9 protein-coding genes are annotated in these 17,498 nt (G+C 70.9%); 4 read left to right on the top strand and 5 right to left on the bottom strand.

The annotated features are described in order from the left end of the window. The first annotated feature begins 3 nt into the window (after nucleotides 1-3). The 4 genes from ACFWZ4_RS06265 to ACFWZ4_RS06280 all read left to right on the top strand — a co-directional run bounded on the left by ACFWZ4_RS06265 (nucleotide 4) and on the right by ACFWZ4_RS06280 (nucleotide 4,662). Nucleotides 4-1,212, top strand: a complete 1,209-nt coding sequence (locus tag ACFWZ4_RS06265) for a dipeptidase (protein ID WP_439703871.1) — start codon at nucleotides 4-6, stop codon at nucleotides 1,210-1,212. Nucleotides 1,213-1,279: 67 nt separating this feature from the next. Next, nucleotides 1,280-2,794, top strand: coding sequence for a serine hydrolase domain-containing protein (locus tag ACFWZ4_RS06270; protein WP_439703872.1), 1,515 nt, complete (start codon nucleotides 1,280-1,282; stop codon nucleotides 2,792-2,794). Between the two features lie 92 nt (nucleotides 2,795-2,886). Beyond that, entirely contained in the window at nucleotides 2,887-3,564 is a 678-nt protein-coding gene (locus tag ACFWZ4_RS06275; protein ID WP_439704279.1) for a M15 family metallopeptidase, read from the top strand. A 51-nt stretch (nucleotides 3,565-3,615) separates the two neighbouring features. Beyond that, nucleotides 3,616-4,662: a serine hydrolase domain-containing protein gene (locus ACFWZ4_RS06280; protein WP_439703873.1), complete on the top strand. Its 1,047-nt coding sequence runs from the start codon at nucleotides 3,616-3,618 to the stop codon at nucleotides 4,660-4,662. 25 nt (nucleotides 4,663-4,687) lie between these two features. Here the strand turns inward: ACFWZ4_RS06280 and recD are convergent, their stop codons facing one another. The 5 genes from recD to ACFWZ4_RS06305 all read right to left on the bottom strand — a co-directional run bounded on the left by recD (nucleotide 4,688) and on the right by ACFWZ4_RS06305 (nucleotide 17,481). Continuing rightward, on the bottom strand, nucleotides 4,688-6,514 hold the full coding sequence (gene recD / locus ACFWZ4_RS06285; protein WP_439703874.1) for an exodeoxyribonuclease V subunit alpha: 1,827 nt from the start codon (nucleotides 6,512-6,514) through the stop codon (nucleotides 4,688-4,690). An 82-nt stretch (nucleotides 6,515-6,596) separates the two neighbouring features. Beyond that, nucleotides 6,597-10,154, bottom strand: a complete 3,558-nt coding sequence (locus tag ACFWZ4_RS06290; RefSeq protein WP_439703875.1) for a UvrD-helicase domain-containing protein — start codon at nucleotides 10,152-10,154, stop codon at nucleotides 6,597-6,599. Then, nucleotides 10,151-13,591, bottom strand: a complete 3,441-nt coding sequence (recC, locus tag ACFWZ4_RS06295; RefSeq protein WP_439703876.1) for an exodeoxyribonuclease V subunit gamma — start codon at nucleotides 13,589-13,591, stop codon at nucleotides 10,151-10,153. Before recC ends, ACFWZ4_RS06290 begins: the two co-directional genes overlap by 4 nt. Nucleotides 13,592-13,649: 58 nt before the next feature. Next, nucleotides 13,650-14,363: a hypothetical protein gene (locus ACFWZ4_RS06300; RefSeq protein WP_439703877.1), complete on the bottom strand. Its 714-nt coding sequence runs from the start codon at nucleotides 14,361-14,363 to the stop codon at nucleotides 13,650-13,652. A gap of 43 nt (nucleotides 14,364-14,406) precedes the next feature. Next, nucleotides 14,407-17,481 carry an efflux RND transporter permease subunit gene (locus tag ACFWZ4_RS06305; protein ID WP_439703878.1) on the bottom strand — a complete coding sequence of 1,025 codons (3,075 nt, stop codon included), beginning with the start codon at nucleotides 17,479-17,481 and terminating at the stop codon, nucleotides 14,407-14,409. Nucleotides 17,482-17,498 lie beyond the last annotated feature (17 nt).

The following is a 17,498-nucleotide window of genomic DNA, read 5'->3' on the forward strand; positions in this document are numbered from 1 at the left end:
CGCATGCCTAAACTCGCCCGCCTTGCCCTGCTCGCCCTGCCCCTGGCCGCCACGCTTCCCGCGCACGCGCAGCAGGACCCGCCGATCACCATCGACACCCACGTCGATATTCCTTTCACCTACATGCACGAGCCGCGCTTCGACGTCGGCAAGGACACGCCGCTGCTGGTGGACCTGGGCAAGATGCGGCGCGGCGGACTCGACGCGGCCTTCTTCGTGATCTGGGTGCCGCAGCACAAGCTCGATGCGGCCGGCTACGCCACGGCGGTGCAACAGGCCGAGGAGAAATACGAGGCGATCGGCGACATGCTGATGCGGTATCCGGACCGCATCCGTGCGGCCACCTCGCCCGAACAGGCGCTGGCCAACCGCAAGGCCGGCCTGCTCTCGGCGATGATCGGCATCGAGAACGCCTACTCGCTCGGGCACGACCTGCACCGGCTGGATGCCGCCTACGATCGCGGCGCGCGCTACGTCGGCCTGGTCCACGTAGGCAACAACGACCTGTGCACCAGTTCGCTGCCGGACAAGGACCAAGGCGAGCCGGCGATGAACAGCAAGGGCGACCACGGCATGACCGACTTCGGCCGCCAGGTGGTCGCGCGCGCCAACGCGCTGGGCATGATGGTCGACGTCTCGCACGCTTCCGATGCCTGCGTGCGCGATGCGCTGGCGGCGTCGAAGGCGCCGCTCATCGCTTCGCACTCCGGCGCCCGCGCCGTGCTCGACCACCCGCGCAACCTGCCTGACGACCTGCTGCGCGCGATCGCCGCCAAGGGTGGCGTGATCCAGGCCGTGGCCTACAAGGAGTTCCTCAAGAACGACCCGGGCCGCGAGGCGGCAGAAAAAAAGCTGCAGGCCGAGGTTGCGCGCCAGGCCGGAGACAAGGAATACGACAGCGACAAGCACGACTACCTGCCTTCGATGGCCGCGGGCATGGCGAAGATCCAGGCGCAGTTCCCGTTGCCCACGGTCGAGGACTACGTGAAGCAGATCCGCCACATCGCCGACGTGGCCGGCATCGACCACGTCGGCATCGCCTCGGACTTCGATGGCGGCGGCGGCATCACCGGCTGGAAGGACGCCAGCGAGACCCGCAACGTCACCGCCGCGCTGCGCCGTGCCGGGTTCAGCGACGCCGACATCGCCAAGATCTGGGGCGGCAACCTGCTGCGCGTGTGGCGCGAGGTGGAGCGCGATGCGAGCCGTTGATCGACTCGCGCTCCCGCGACGCCGCAGCGCGTGGCGGAGGCGTGCAAGCTCCTCTCTCTGCCTTGCGATGCTGCTCGCGTCGTTCGGCCTCGCCGCGCAACCTGCCGACCACACCTACGACCCGATCGTCGATGCCGTCGTTGCCCGCTATCGCCTGCCGGGCATCGCGGTCGGCGTGATCGAGAACGGCCAGGTCGTCTACACCGCCACCCGCGGCGAGACCATCGCCGGTTCCGGCCAACCGGTCACCGCGGAAACGCTCTTCAAGATCGCCTCCAACAGCAAGGCGATGACCACCGCGCTGCTCGGGCGGCTGGTCGATGAGGGCAGGCTCGCCTGGGACGACCCGGTCGCGAAATACCTGCCCGACTTCCGCATGTCCGACCCGTGGGTCACGAAGAACATGCGCGTGGCCGACCTGCTTACCCACTCCAGCGGCCTGCCCGAAGGCGGCGGCGACCTGATGCTGTGGCCCGAGCCGAACGCCTTCACGCGTCAAGACATCATCCATGGGCTGCGCTACATCAAGCCCGGTTACAGCTTCCGCTCGCAGTACCAGTACGACAACCTGCTCTACGTGGTCGCCGGCGAAGTCGCCGCGGCCGCCGGCGGCGCGCCCTACGAGGAGCTGATGCATCGCGAGGTGTTCCAGCCGTTGGGGCTGTCCCGCTGCCAGGTCGGCACCTGGAACCGCGAGCAGGTCGGCAACGTGGCCCAGCCGCACTACCGGAAGGACGGCCACAACCTGCCGATGCGCCAGGACGGGGCGATCGTCCCCGCGATCACTTCCGATCCCGCCGGCGGTATCCGCTGCGATCTCACCGACATGTTGAGCTGGGCACGGAACTGGCTGACACCCACGCCTGGGCAGTTGGAGTGGCTCTCTTCCACCCAGCGCGAGGTGCTGCAGTCGCCGCACATGCTGATCCCCGTGTCCAGCCAGCGCCGCGCCTGGGACCACAGCCACGTGATGGCCTACGGCTACGGTTGGCGCATGGCCGACGTAGACGGAACCTGGGTGGTCTGGCACACCGGCACGCTGGGCGGCATGTACTCGATGCTTGCGCTTTTGCCCGACCGCAAGAGCGGCTTCGTATTCATGATCAACGGTGAGGCCGAGGACGCACGCACCGTGCTGGGCGAGGTGCTGACCAAGCACTTCACCGCGCCCGGCGACGGCCACGGCGTCGACTGGTATGCCGACGCGCTCGACCACGAAGCGGCTGAGCGCCCGGCCGCCGCGCGTCCGCCCGACACCGCCACGGCCGCCCCGGTGGCGCCGGCCGACTTCAGCTGGAGCGGCAGCTACCGCGACCCATGGTTCGGCCAGGTCACGCTGTGCCCGCGCGGGGACCGCGTCGAATGGGCCTCTCGGAAATCGCCGCACATGCACGGCACAGTGAAGCGGCTCGGCCAACGCTACCTGGTCCGTTGGGACGACCCGGCCGTCGACCTCGACGCGTGGCTCGATCCGCATGCCGGCTCGCCGCCCACCCTCACCATGGCCAAGCTCGACCCGCTGGGCGACTTCAGTTCCGACTACGAGGACCTGCACTTCGAACGCACCGGAGATTGCCCATGAACCGCCTCTTCGCCCCTGCAGGAGCGCACCCCCCGCGCGACCTCGCGCGCAGGGTGCGCTCCTACGGTCGGATCGCACTGGCATGCGCATGGATGTTGTCGATGCCGGCGCTCGCCAAGGACACCGTCTCGCTCTCCCCTGCCCGGACCGCTGCCGCAGCCGACCTGGTCGACATCCGCGCCCTCGCGCCCGACATCGCCGAGGACATCAAGTACGCCGGCCACGACAACTTCGTCGGCGCGCCAGTGGATGGCTATCTCGCCCCCAAATGCCTGCTCAAGCGCCCCGTGGCTGAGGCGCTGGCGCGCGTCGAGCACGCATTGCGCACGACGCACCAGCGCCTGAAGCTGTGGGACTGCTACCGCCCGGCACGCGCCGTGGCGCACTTCGTGCGCTGGGCGCACGACCTGTCCGACCAGCACACCAAGGCCGCGCACTACCCGCGCCTGGACAAGTCCGTGCTGCTGGGCGACTACATCGCGCCGGTGTCCGGACACAGTCGCGGCGGCACGGCCGACCTGACGATGGAGCAGTGCGATGCCCGTGGCGAGCACTGCCTGCCGCTGGACATGGGCACGCCGTTCGACTTCTTCGACGTGCGCGCGCACACCGATGCGCCGGACGTCACGCCCGAGCAGCACGCGAACCGGCTGCGCCTGCGCGCGGCGATGGAGCGCGAAGGGTTCAGGAACTATCCGCTGGAGTGGTGGCACTACACCTGGGCCAGCGAGCCCACGCCGCACACGATCTACGACGTGCCGGTCCAGTGACGCGGCATTTTCACCCCACTCGGTGATCTGGAAAGCTTCCGGAGAAATGCCATGCGCTTGGTCCTAGTTGCCGCTTCGCTGCTGATGCTCGGCACCGCCCATGCCGGTGACGCCGTGCAGAACCCCGACCGCTTGATGCAGCCATACCGGGGCGACGTCCCCGGCGCCGCCCTGCTCGTGCTCAAGGACGGCAAGCCACTCCTGCGCAAGGGCTACGGCCTGGCCAACCTGGAGGAGCGCGCGAAGGTCACGCCGGACACCGACTTCCGCCTCGCCTCGGTGAGCAAGCAGTTCACCGCCGCGGCGATCCTGCTGCTGGCGCAGGACGGCAAGCTCAAGCTCGACGATTCGATCCGCCACTGGCTGCCCTCGCTGCCGGCGAGCACCGGCAAGGTCACCTTGCGCCAATTGCTCAGCCACACCGGCGGTCTGATCGATTACGAGGACCTCATGCCTCCCGAGCAGACCGCCCAGCTCAATGACCAGGACGTGCTGCGGCTGCTTTCGGCCACGTCGCGCAGCTACTTCGCGCCGGGCACGGCCTATCGCTACAGCAATTCCGGTTACGTGCTGCTCGGGCTGGTGGTGGAGAAAGCCTCCGGCAAGACGCTGCAGGACTTCCTCGCGCAGCGCATCTTCGAGCCGCTGCACATGGACCACACGCTGCTCTACGTGCACGACAGCAAGACGGTGCCGAACCGCGCCTATGGCTACAGCTGGACCAAGGGCCGCTGGTTGCGCACCGACCAGAGCCTCACCTCGGCCACCCGCGGCGACGGCGGTATCTACTCGAACATCGACGACCTGGCCAAATGGGACGCCGCGCTCTACGACGACCGCCTGCTCAGCGACGCTTCGCGCAAGACCGCCTTCAGCCCGCACGCCAAGGTCACCGGTGAACCCTACGAGGCGAGCTACGGCTATGGCTGGCGCATCACCGGCGACACGCTGTGGCACTCGGGCGAGAGCATCGGCTTCCGCAACGTGATCGTGCGCTGGCCCAGGCAGCACCTGACCGTGATCCTGCTCAGCAACCGCAACGATCCGGAGCCGTACCAGACGGTGCTGAAGATCGCGCAGCCGTTCCTGGCGCACTGACGCGCAGGCACGCTCTCGCGCCGGACTACAGCAACGCCAGCTGCTGCGGCTCGCCGCTGGACGGCACGCCTGCGAGCCGGTCGGCCAGGCCGCCTGCGCGGCGCACCGGCAACGCCAGCGCGGCGCGAAGGGTCGCCTCGCCCGCCCACAGCTCCACCATCTGCCGCGCACGCGATACGCCGGTGTAGAGCAACTGGCGCGACAGGATGCGATGAGCGGGATCGGGCGGCAGCAGCACCGCCACGCGGGCGTATTCCGAGCCCTGCGACTTGTGGATCGTGATCGCGAACGCACTTTCGTGCGCCGGCAGTGCGCCGGGGCTGAGGCTGCGCACGCCGGCCAGGTCGTCGCTGCCCGCGCTTTCGAACCACACTCGCAGTCGACCCTCCGCGTCGGCCAGGCACAGGCCGACGTCGCCGTTGAACAGCCGGCTGGCGTAGTCGTTGCGGGTAATCAGCACGGCCCGGCCCGGGTACCACACGCGGTCGGCCGCCATGTTCCAGCGGCGCTTGAGCCGCTGCTCGATCAGCGCGCTGGCGGCGAGCGCGCCGAACTCGCCCTCGCGCAGCGCGCACAGCAACTGGCGCGAAGCGAGCTCGCGCAGCGCCGCGAGTACCGTGGACGCCTGCGCCGGATCATCCGCATCGCCCGGTACCGCCGGCAGCGTCGGATGGATCGGAAGTGCCGCGAGCGCGTCGGCCCACGCCTCGATCGCCTGCCGCAGCGTCGCGCCGCCGGCGACCGGCTGCCGAAGGACCTGGTCGCCGAAGGTGGCTTCCAGCGCCGCGGTGTCGCCGGCGCGCACGGCACGGTTGAGCGACACCAGCGGCCGCTCCGCGCGGAAGCTGTGTTCCAGCCGTACCAGCGCGGGGGAGCGTTCGGCTTCGAGCACGGCGACCAGGTCCATCAATACCGAACCGGCGGCGACCGAGGTGAGCTGGTCGGCATCGCCGACCAGGATCAGCGTGGCGTCCGGGCGTACCGCGTCGAGCAGGGCGCGCAGGAGAGCGAGATCCACCATCGAGGCCTCGTCGACCACCACCACGTCGGCCGCCAGCGGATGCTCGCGGTCGCGGGTGAAGCGGTGGCTGCGCGGGCTGTAGCCGAGCAGGCGGTGCAGGGTCAGCGCCTCGGTGTCGGGAATGCGTTCGAGCAGCGGCTGCCAGTCCGCAGGCAGCGGCGCGCGCGGGTGATCGAGCAGTCCCTGCTTGCCCGCGCGCAGCGACTGCAGCAGGCGCTGGGCGGCCTTGCCGGTCGGCGCGGCGACGGCCATGCGCAGCGGCTGCGCCGCCTGGCGCTGGAGGATCAGCAGCATGCGTAGCACGGTGGTGGTCTTGCCGGTACCCGGTCCGCCGGTGAGCACGAACAGCCGCCGTCCGGCGACGCCGCGCACGGCCTCGCGCTGGCGCTTCACCGCCGCGCCGCGCTCGCCGTGGAACAACACGTCCAGTGCGTCGTCATCGGCCGCACCTGGCTGGCCGTCGCGCAGTCGCTGGTGGATCAGCGCGGCGACCGCCAGCTCGTCGGCATAGTTGCGCCGCAGATACAGGCGACCGGTGGCATCAAGTACGAACGGGGTGACGCCTGCACCGTCGCCCACCAGCGCTTCGTCGCGCAGCGCCTCGACTTCGTCCTGCGCGAGCGGCTCGAGCCCGTGGCGGCCGGCATCCTCGCCGAGCAGCGGCAGCGCGGTATCCCCCGCGCCGTCGGCGAAGGACGCCCAGGCAGCCAACGCCGCCAGCCGCGGCGAACCACCGTGCGCGCGCACCCAGCGCCACAGCGTGCGATCGAGCGGGCGCCAGGCGGTCTCGATGGGCTCGTCGCCGCGGATGCGGAAGTCGAAGTGGCTCATGGCTTCCTCCGCCGAGTGCTCGGCGCCCTCTCCCCGGCGCGGCGAGGGAGCCGATCCGGCGACATTGGGCGATCGAAGCGCGTCATGCCGGCTCTGCCACGCGTGCTGCCAGCACGCCGTCGACCTCGTCCAGCAGCGCATCGTCAAAACGCTGCCGCCACACGCCCGCGCCCGGAGCCAGGCCGACGGCGCGCACGAACAGGTAGATCGCCTCACCCAGGTGCGCCTCGCGTCGATACGCCGGCAGCCGTTGGCGCAGCAGGCGGTCCAGCGCCACCGTGTAGAGCAGCGCCTGGAAGCGGTAGTGATGCGCGTCCATCGCGGCCGGCAGGCGTTCGGGCGCATAGGCATCCAGCCGCTCGCCCAACCAGTTGCTCTTGTAGTCGAGCACGTGGAACCGCCCGGCATGTTCGAACACCAGGTCGATCTTGCCGGTCATCAGCCCGCGCAGGGCGCCGAACGGCGCGCGGGGCACCAGCGCCGGTTCGCCGTGCCGCGCACAGGCCTCGCGCAGCGCGTCCAGCGAGACCGCGTCGAGCACATAGTGGAACGCCATTTCGGCACGCAGCGCCGAAGCCGGCAGCGCGCCCAGCGCGAGGCCGGGCAGGAGCGGCGCATCGAGCGTCGCCTGCACCCGCGCGGCCAGCCGGCGCACCAGCACCTCGGCCGGCTCCTCGCCGCGTCTCACGCCTGCTTCGTGCAGGCAGCGCGCGACCAGTGCGTGCTGCTGGAGCACCGGCACGCCGACCTCGCGGTGTTCGAACACCGCGTGCATCGCGTTGCCGAATTCGGCGCCACGCCAGGGCGCCAGCGCGAGCAATGCCGGTTCGCCGGGCGCAGGCGCCGGCAGCATGTCCGCGCCAGCCTCGTCGGTCGGGTCCGGCATCTCCGTCGAGGCCGCCTCGTCGCTCGCCGATTGCTCTTCGAGCGCACCGACGGCTTGGACCCGGGCCAGCGTGGAGAAGCTGTGCAACTGCTGCATGGGCCGCGGCGGCGGCGGCGCCAGGGCCCGGCGCACATGCGTCGCCGGCGGTGCCGCGTCGGGGATCGCCGGATAGGGCCAGGGCCAGTCGTCGGCCAGCCAGGCCATGTGCTGCGCCGTGGCGCCAACATTCGCGGCGAGCAGGCGCTCAACGGTAGCGTCCAGCGCGGAACGCGCCGGATCCGCCGGCGGGCGCTTCACGCTGCCGTTGGTCGGACGCTGCGGATCCATCACGTAAACGTGGCAGGCGAGCTCGGCGCGGGTCAGCGCGACGTAGAGCACGCGGAAGCGTTCGTTTTGGTCCTCCGCCGCCACTTCGCCACAGGCATCGGCATGGCCCGGGCCGCCGAGCACCAGTTCGCGCCCGCCGGTCGCGGGGTCGTAGCGGAGCGGCAGTTTTTCTTCGCGGCCTTCCTGCGCCCACATCAGCGGCAACAGCACCAGCGGAAACTCCAGGCCCTTGCTCGCGTGCAGCGTCATCAGGCGCACCCGGCGCGCGTCCGATTCGATGCGCAGCTGCTGCTCCTCCGCCGCGTCGTCGCTCGCCGCGCCCTCGCCGCCGCGTTGCTGGGCGAGCCACGCGAGCAGCTGCTCGCGGCCGGGATGCTCGTCCTCGGCCTGTTGCAGGAGTTCGCCCAAGTGGCGAAGGTCGGTCAGCGCGCGCTCGCCCGCGGGCGTGGCCAGCAGGGCCGGCGCGGCGTGATGGAGCAGGGACTGCACCACCGCCAGCACGCCTTCTTCGCGCCACTGCCGGTGCCACAGCGCGAAGCGCTGCTCGTGGCGCAGCCAGTCATCGGGGCGCTCGCGCAGCGCGGCCAGTTCGGCAAGGCCAACGCCGAGCAGGCGCGTGGCCAGTGCCGCGCGCAGCGCGCCCTCGTCGCCCGGCTGGTCGACCGCGTAGAGCACGACCTGGAGCTCGCGGGCCAGCGCGGTGGCGAACACGCTGCTGCGCCCGGCGCCGACGCACGGCACGTGGCGCTCGCGAAGGCGCTCGCGCAGGGCGGCGACGTGGTCGTTGGTAGGCAGCAGCACCGCGATGTCGCCCGGCCGCAGCGGCTTGTCGTCGATGCGCCAGTCGTCCGCGAGCAGGTGCGCCACGTGGTTGGCGCAGGCGTCCAGCGCGAAGGCGATGCGCGCGTCCTTGTTGACCGGCACCTCGGCGCACAGGTGCAGCGCGAGCGGCTGCGCAACCGGTTCGCCCCGATGGCGCAGCACGCGCGCCGGGCGACCCGCGCTGACGCGCTCATAGGCGATGGCGCCCTCGGTGCGTTGCGAAAGCGCGGGCCCGGCCAGCGCATAGAGCTCGTTGAAGCCTTCCACCAGCGCTTCGGAGGAGCGGAAGTTGCGGTCCAGGCGCAGCTCGGCGTCGACGTCCTGCCGAGCCGACAGATAGGCATGGATGTCGCCGCCGCGGAAGCGGTAGATCGCCTGCTTCGGGTCGCCGATCATCACCAGCCGCCCTCGCGTGGCGCCTTCGTCGTCGCGGTAGATGCGGTCGAGGATGGCGTACTGCTGCTGATCGGTGTCCTGGAATTCGTCCACCAGCGCGACCGGCCATTCGCGGAACAGCCGGTCGGCGAGCACGCCGCCGCGGGTGGCAAGCGCGTGGTGCACCTGGGCGATCAGCTCGTCGAAGGTGAGCTGGCCGCGCTCGCGCAGGCGCGCGTCGCGGCGTACAAGAAGGTCTCCGCGGTAGCGTGCAAGCGCGGCGCTGCGCGCCGGAAGGTCCGGGTCGGCCAGCATGGCGGCGGCACGATGGGCGAAGGCGAGCACCTCGCTGTCCCGCGCCGCCTCCACGAAGGCCGGCTTGAGTTGCGTGTCCAGCGGCTTGCCGAGCGCGTCGGACAGATCCGGCAAGGGGGTCGAGCGGTCGCCGGCCTCGAGATAATCGGCGAGCTTGCGCAGCGCGGTCAGCAGCGCGCTGTTGCTGCGCTTGAACGGCGTGCCGTCGCCGATGAATTCCCGAATCGCCTGCGCCTGCTCCGGCTGCATCAGTTCGGCGGTCCCGCCGTCGGCTTCGACCCGCACGCTCACACCAGGCCGCATCACCGCGCGCAACGTGCGGCGCAGCTTGTCCAGGCCCTGCCGCCACCAGGCGAGGTCACCCGGCGCGAGTTCGCCGGCGGACTGGCCGAGCTGCCGCCACAGGTCGTCGATCAGTTCATCGTCCAGCGCGCGGCCGGGGACCAGTTCGCCCAGGCGGAAGGCGCTGCCGCATTCGAACGGGAAGTCGGTGAGAATGCGCCGGCACAGCCCGTGCAGCGTGCCGACCGGAGCGAGATCGAGGTCGGCCTGCGCCAGGCGCAGGCGCAACGCGTCGGCGGCGGCGCGCGAGGGATCGCCGGCCCAGCGCGCCTGCAGCCAGGCCTCGTCCTGGCCATCGGCCGGCGCGCCGGGCGACTGCGCCAGACGCTCGGCAGCACGCAGTTTCGCGCGCAGGCGTTCGCGCAGCTCCTGCGCGGCCGCGTCGGTGAAAGTGGTCACCACGATCTGGCGCGGGCTCAACGACTGTTCCAGCAGCAGGCGCAGATACAGCACCGCGATGGTCCAGGTCTTGCCGGTGCCGGCGCTCGCCTCGATCAGGCAGCGGCCACCCTGCTCCGGGACATGCGCCAGCGGCAACTCGCGCCAGTCGTGCACGCGCAGCGGCGCGCTCATGCGGGGACTCCCAGTTCGATCAGCCGCGACAACCGCGCGGCGGTGTCCAGCAGCGCCACGTACTCGGGCTGGCCGGGCTCGAAGCGCACGTCGCCGGCGAGCAGGCGCGCGTAGCCGGGCGCGTAGTCGCACTCGCCGTGGCTGCGGTCGTTGCCCAGCCAGGCGGTGAAGTTCGGCGGTTTGTCGCCGCTCAGGCACTGCGCCACCGCCCAGCTGGTGCGGGGGAAGTAGCGCGCGGGCTGGCGCTGGGCCTCGCGCCAGAGGTCGAGCAGCACGGCGAGGCGGGATTCGAGGTCCGCACGAAGCGTGGCCTGTTCGGCGGCGGAGGCACCGACCAGCGCCTCGTCCCACGCGTTGATGTGCTCCTGCCAGGGATGCTCGCCCTCGGCGAGCAGGCACAGGCGCACCGGCGTGGCGGCCGGCGTGACCAGGCGCAGCAGCGCCCATTCGATGAACAACGGCAGGCGCTCGCGAAAGCCCAGGTCGCCCTCCTTCCGGCCGACGAAGAGCTCGAACACCCAGCGCGTACCCGCGTGCTGGTGGACGCGCCCGAGTTCGCCTTCGACGCGCGCGCCGCCGACGTCCAGCTCCAGCGCGACCGGCAGGTGGGGCGGCAGGCCGTCGGCGAACAACGGATGCTCGCGGGCCACTTCCAGCAGCGCCTGTGCGCGCTCGCGTTCGGCGGTCCACGCGGCGATGCCGCCACGGCCCGGCGGCAGCAGCCCGGTCAGGCGCAGCCACTCGGGCGGTTCGGCCGGCAGCACCAGCCCGGCCTCCAGCGCATCGAGCAGCAGGCGGCGGCCGACCCGGTCGAGCGCCTCGAACTTGGGCTCCAGCGGCTCGCTCTCGCGGAGGCGGTCCTCGTCCAATGCATCCAGGCGGACGTCCAGACGGCCGCGCAGCAGTTGCCGGGCCGGATCGCGATACCAGGCGAGCAGCTCGCGCAGCGGCACCGGCGTGTCCAGCGGCAGCACGTCGAGCGTGTCGGTGCCGACCAGGAAGCCGGCGCGGCGACCGCCGGGCACCATCGCGGCGAACGCGGACTGGTAGGAGAACAGCCGCGGATCGCCGCCGTCGAAATAGCGCGCGTCGAACGGCTGCAGCGGATGGCGCACGCGCCAGGGCCGCCGCACCGGGGCCGCCGGGTCTTCGGCGCGCGCCTTGTCGTCGGCATCGGCGGCGATGTCGGCCAGCCCCGCCTGGGCATCGAGCAGGGCGAGCAGCTCAGCCAGCGGCGCGGCCGGGTTGCGCGGCTTGCCGTCGCGCACGCCCTCGCCCAGGTACGACAGATGCAGCGCATCGCGCGCGGCCATCACCGTTTCCAGGAACAGGTAGCGGTCGTCGCTGCGCACGTCGCGATCGCCCAGGCGCGGATGGCGCAGCATGAGGTCCAGCCCGGCGTCGCTGGCGCTGCGCGGGAACTCGCCGTCGTTCAGGCCGAGCACGGCGATCACGCGGAACGGGATCGCGCGCTGGGGCACCATGCCGCAGAAGGTGATGCCGCCGAGCAGGAGGCGCTGGCGCTCCGGCGTGGCGGCGAGGCGCTCGCGCAGCACTTCGCGCACCACGGTGAAATCCAGTTCCGGGTCCAGCCCGCTGTCTTCGGTTTCCGCGACCGTCGCGCGGATCATCCGGCGCAACAGGCCCATCGCCTCATGGCCGGCATGGTCGCCGGCGTCGACGCGGAACAGCCCGTCGAGCAGCGACTCCAGTCGCGCGGCCCAGGCCGAGGCGCTGCGTGGCTGCGTGGCATCGCGGTGCAGCCCCGCCAGCTCCTGCAGCAGGCGGTCGAGCGCGCCCAGTGCAGCGGCTTGCGGGCCATGCGCGCCGGCGACCGGCGACAGCTCGCCATCGGGCAAGGCCGCGATGGCGTCCTCGCCCATCACGTAGCCGGCCAGCAGGCGATCCATGCCCCAGGCGAAGGTGTATTCCTCGATGCCGGGCACGCCGAAGGCCTCGCGCCAGTCGCCGTCCAGGCCCCAGGCCACCCGTGCCGCGCCCAGCCATTGGCCGAGCAGGTCCACCGCGCTTTCGTCCAGGCCGAGCGCGGCGGCGATCGGCGGCGTCTGCAGGAAGTCGAGCACCTGCGGCGCGGTGAGGCGCGATTGCGGGGTGTCGAGCAGGCGGTCGAACGCGGCGAGCAGCGGATGCACGCGCGCCACCGCCACGTCGGCCAGGTGGTAGGGCAGCGGTCCCTGCGCGCGGCCGGGTTCGCCGAAGACCGCTGGCAGCAACGGCACGTAGGCGCCGATGTCCGGCGCCATCACCACCATGTCGGCCGGCTGCAGCGTGGGGTCGCGCGCCAGGGCGTCGAGCAGCACGTCGCGCAGCACTTCCAGTTCGCGCAGGCGGGTGTGGCACAGGTGCACGCGCAGCGAGCGGTCGTGCATGGCATCGCCCTGCCCGGGCCGCAGCAGTGCCGGATCGAGCCGGCGGATGCTTTCCTGCAGGCGATGCAGCAGCGCGAGCCGGGGCGGCACGTGCGCGTCCTCGTCCTGCCAGTGACGCACGTCCAGGCGGATCTCGGCCTGGCCCGAGAGGGCAAGCATGAAGTGCTGGCCCAGGCGGCCCCAGTCGGCGAGCAGCGGATGGCCCATGCGCTCGAGGAACCAGCCCTCCTCGCGTTCGCCTTCGTCCAGCCGGCGGGCGAGCTCGCGCAGTTGCGCGCGTTCGCCGCGCAGGCCGGCCCAGTACTCGCGGCAGGGATCGGGCACGTAGAGCACCACCAGCCGGTGCCGTGCCACCGCGGCGAGCACGGCCAGTTCGGCCGGCGCGAGGTGGCTGATGCCGAACACGTGCAGCGGTTCGCGCGGCAGGCCGGCGGGTGCGTCGCGCTGCAGCTTCTGCAGCAGTTCGCCCAGCACCTCGGCGCGATGCGGCTTGTCGATCGCGCGGCGCAACGCTCGCCACAGTGGCGCGAGGAAGCTGCGCTCGGGCACGTCGTCGCGGCCGGCCTGCCAGGCGCGCAGCCAGTCCGGGCGGTAGACCAGGTATTGCGAGTAGAGCCGGGCGAGGCGGTCGGCGAGCTGGTAGCGGCGACGCGCCGGATCACCGCCGGCGAGGTACCCGCGCAGCTGCGGGTCGTCGATCTCGTCCAGCATGGCGTGGATGCGCCAGCGCAGCCGCTCGCGGCGGTACGGCGCGAGGGCCACGGCCGATTCGCCGAGCAGCGTGCGGGCCAGGTCGTCCAGCCACGCGCTGGGCAGGCGGATGTCGAGGTTGGCCACGATCCCGCCCGGACCGCGCGCGCGCGCCAGCGCGCCGGACAACCACTGGCGCATGCCAGGATGCGCGGCGATCACCGTCTGCGGCGCCAGCACGTTGGCCGGCGGCACGGCGTCGAGCAACTGCACCAACGGATCGAGCAGCGCTTCCAGGCGGCTGGCGCGAATCACGGCCAGGCCACGGGTGAGGTCGTCAAGGGGAAGTGCTGCCATGCGCCGATGATAGCCGCCCGGGGTCGCATGCCATGCGACCCCGGGGCGGCGCGGCCGCTCAGTCGGCGTGCCTTCCGGCCGCGGGCGGCGGAAACGCGAGCACCTGTTCGGTATAGGTTTCCACCAGCGCGCTGAACGGGCGGCCCTGCGCATCCTCCAGCAGGGTGCGGTGTTGCAGGAGGTGGTGCGGCATGGCCAGCGGCTGCCCGGTGGCTGCCGGCAGGCCGTGCATCTCCCAGCCCTGCGGCAGCGGCGACCACAGCAGTTGCGCGGAAAGCGTGTGGCGGCGGAAGTGCAGCGGGGCGACGACTTTGCCGAACGGTGTGTCGCCGTGGTCGAGCGTCCGGTTCATCGCTGCGGTGAGGCGGCCTGGCAGGTACCAGTTGTCCGCCTCGGACAGCACGCGTCCGCCGCAGGCGAGCTGCACGCGGCGGTAGCGCACCGGCGTGTCGGCACCGATACCGAGTGCGCGACGCAGGTCCTCGGGCAACGGCTTGTCCGCCTTGCGGTCGCGCCGGGCGATGACCTCGGGCGTGGTCGTCAGTCGGTGCGCGCCGCACCAGCGTTCCAGCGTGAGGGTGGCACTCGGATGGCTGAGCAGATCGGCATTGAGTGTCTGCAGCAACGCCAGCGCCTCGGTTCGCGCGAGCGGTGTGTCCGGCCAGTCGCCTGCCGCCGCGGCGGCGGGCATCAGCGTGCCGAACAGCAGCACGGCCAGGCGTCGCTTGCGCGGGACCGCGGGGATGGTGTGCCGTGGCTTGTCTCGCTGCATGTGTCTTCCCGTCAAGGCCGGACCGGAAGTGTAGCCAGACCCGCTACACCTCCAGCCGGTCCTTTGGCCGTGCCACCACCGCATACAGCGCCGGCATCAGGAACACGCTGATCAGCAGGCGCGTGAACAGGCCGCTGACAATCACCAGCGCAAACGGCCGCTGCGTGTCCGTGCCCACGCCGGTGGCCAGCGCCGCCGGCAGGAGCCCGAGCGCGGCGACCAGCGCGGTCATCATGATCGGGCGCAGGCGCAGGATCGCGCCCTCGCGGATCGCCGCCGCCAGCGGCGTGCCGTTGCGCCTGAGCTCGTTGACATAGGAGATGTACACCACCGCGGTTTGCACCGAGACGCCGAACAGCGCCAGGAAGCCGATGCCCGAGGACACCGAGAACGGCGTGCCGGTGAGCCATAGCGCCAGCAGGCCACCGACCGGGGCCGACAGCAGCACGCCGGCAACGGTGATGAGCGGGAACTTGAAGTTGCCGTACAGGGTGAACAGCAGCAGGAAAATCAGCGCCAGGGTCAGTGGCACGATCATGTTGAGCTGCGCGCGCGAGGCGGTGTACTCCGAATATTCGCCGCCCCAGTCGGCGCGATAGCCCTGCGGCAGCCTGACCTGTTTGTTCACCTGCGCCATGGCGTCCTCCACCGCACCGGCCAGGTCGCGGCCTTCGACCGAGAACTGCACGCCGATGTAGCGCGAGTCGTTCTCGCGGTAGATGAAGGCCGCGCCGTCGGTCACCTGGATGTGCGCCAGCGTCTTCAGCGGGACCTGCTGTCCGCCGGGCGTGGCAACCAGCATGTTGCCGATCGCCTCGGGGCCGTCGCGGTAGGGCTTGTCCAGCCGCACGACGAGGTCGAACTGCTTCTCGCCCTGGATGACCTGCGTGGCGACATCGCCGCCGATGGCGGTCTGGATCAGCCCGTTGATGTCGTCCACGTTCAGTCCGTAGCGGGCGATCGCGGCGCGGTCGACGACGATGCTCAGGGACGGCTGGCCGAGCTCCTGAACCAGCGTGACGTCGTGGATCCCGCGCACCTGCTCGAGCACGTGCTTGATCGCCTTGCCCTTCGCCTCCAGCGTGCCCAGGTCCGGGCCGAACACCTTCACCGCCAGCGCGCTCTTCAGGCCCGTCTCGGCCTCGTCCACCGCATCCTCGGCCGGCTGCGTGTAGTTGAAGATGATGCCCGGGAAGGCGGCCAGCTTCCTGTTGATCGCCGCGATCAGCTCGGGCTTGTTGCGGTAGGCGCCGTGCCACTGGTCGTACGGCTTGAGCGCCACGTAGAACTCGACGTTGAAGAAGCCGGTGGCGTCGGTGCCGTCGTCGGGCCGCCCGAGCTCGGAGGCCACAGTGGTGACTTCGGGGAACGAGTGGAGGATGTCGCGAATCTGTGGGGTGATCCTGGCCGACTCGTCGAACGAGATGGTGTAGGGCATGGTCGCGCGCACCCACAGCGCGCCTTCGTCCAGGTGCGGCATGAACTCGGCGCCGATGGCGGGAGTCAGCAGCAACGATGCGCCCAGCAGCAACGCCGAGGCGACGATGGTGCCGCGCGCGTGCGCGAGGCAGACGTCCAGGCCTTGCGCATAAGAGCGTTTGATCGCCTCGAAGATCGCGTTGCGCCGCTCGCGCACGCCCTTGCGCATGAACCACGAGCACAACACCGGCAGCAGCGTCAGCGTGACGATCAGCGAGCCGGCCAGCGCAAACACCATGGTGTCGGCCATCGGCTTGAACAGCGTGCCGGAGGGGCCCGACAGCACGTAGATCGGCAGGAAGCTGACCACGATCACCGCCACAGCGTAGAACAGCGGCCGGTCCACCTCGGCGGCGGCGTCGCGGATGACCTCGATGACGTCGAAGTCGCGGCCCTCGCGGTCGGCGATCTGGCGGTAGATGTTCTCCACCATCACCACGGCCGCATCGACCAGGATGCCGAAGTCGATCGCGCCGATCGAGAGCAGGTTCGCCGAGGCGCCCTGCAGGTCCAGGCAGGTGAAGGCGAACAGCAGTGCCAGCGGGATGGTGGCGGCGACGATCAGGCCAGCACGCAGGTCGTAGAGGAAGAAGATCAGCACCACGACCACCAGCAGCATGCCGCGCACGAGGTTCTCGCGCACGATCTGCACGGTCAGCGCGACCAGGTCGCTGCGGTCGTAGAAGGCGTGGACCTTGATGTCCGGCGGCAGGATGCGTTCGTTGAGTTCCTTCGTCTTCGCCTCGACGCGCTCGAGCACGTCCTGGGTCTTCTCGCCGGTGCGCAGCGAGATCACGCCCTCGACCGCGTCGTCCTGGCCTTCGTAGCCGAATTCGCCCAACCGCGGTGCGATGCCGGTGGTCACGCGGCCGACGTCCCTGACCAGCACCGGCTTGCCGTCGTGCACGGCCAGCACCACGTTGCCGATGTCTTCCAGCGAGCGCAGGCGGCCTTCGCCGCGCACGTAATAGAACTGCCCGCCCTGCGCGTAGAAGCCGCCGCCGGCATTGGCGTTGTTGGCCGCCAGCGCCGCCTGCACCTGTGTGGCGGTCATGCCCACCCCGGCAAGCTTCAGCGGGTCGAGCAGCACCTGGTATTGCAGAGTGCCGCCGCCGAAGCCTGAGTCGTCCGCCACGCCGGGGACGGCGCGGTACTGCGGTTCGACCACCCAGTCCTCGAAGGTTTTCAGTTCGGTCGGCGTGCGGTCGGAGCTCTGCAGCACGTAGCGGTAGATCAGCCCCGAGGGCGAGGACATCGGCGACACCGACGGCACGGTGCCATCGGGAAGCTCCAGGTCACCGAGGCGGTTGAACACTTCCTGGCGGTCCTGCGCGTAGTCGCTGCCGCTGGCGAAGTTCAGGGTGACGTCGGACAGACCGTACAGCGAAACCGAGCGCGTGCTGGTGGTCCTGGGGATGCCGGTCATGCCGCGTTCGACCGGCACGGTGATCAGCCGCTCGACCTCCTCGGCGGTGTGCCCGGGCCACTGCGTGACGATGTCGACGCTGGGCGGCGAGAGATCCGGATAGGCATCGACCGGCAGGCGTTGCAGCGCGCGGATGCCGGCGCCGACGAGCACCAGCGTCAACAGCGCGACCAGGAAACGCTGCGCCAGCGAGGCGCCGATGAGACGGTTCATCAGCGACGCCGAGCGCG

Origin of the sequence: Frateuria sp. GZRe12, from assembly GCF_051900535.1 — a bacterium.
In the GTDB taxonomy this organism is placed as follows: Bacteria; Pseudomonadota; Gammaproteobacteria; order Xanthomonadales; family Rhodanobacteraceae; genus Frateuria_A.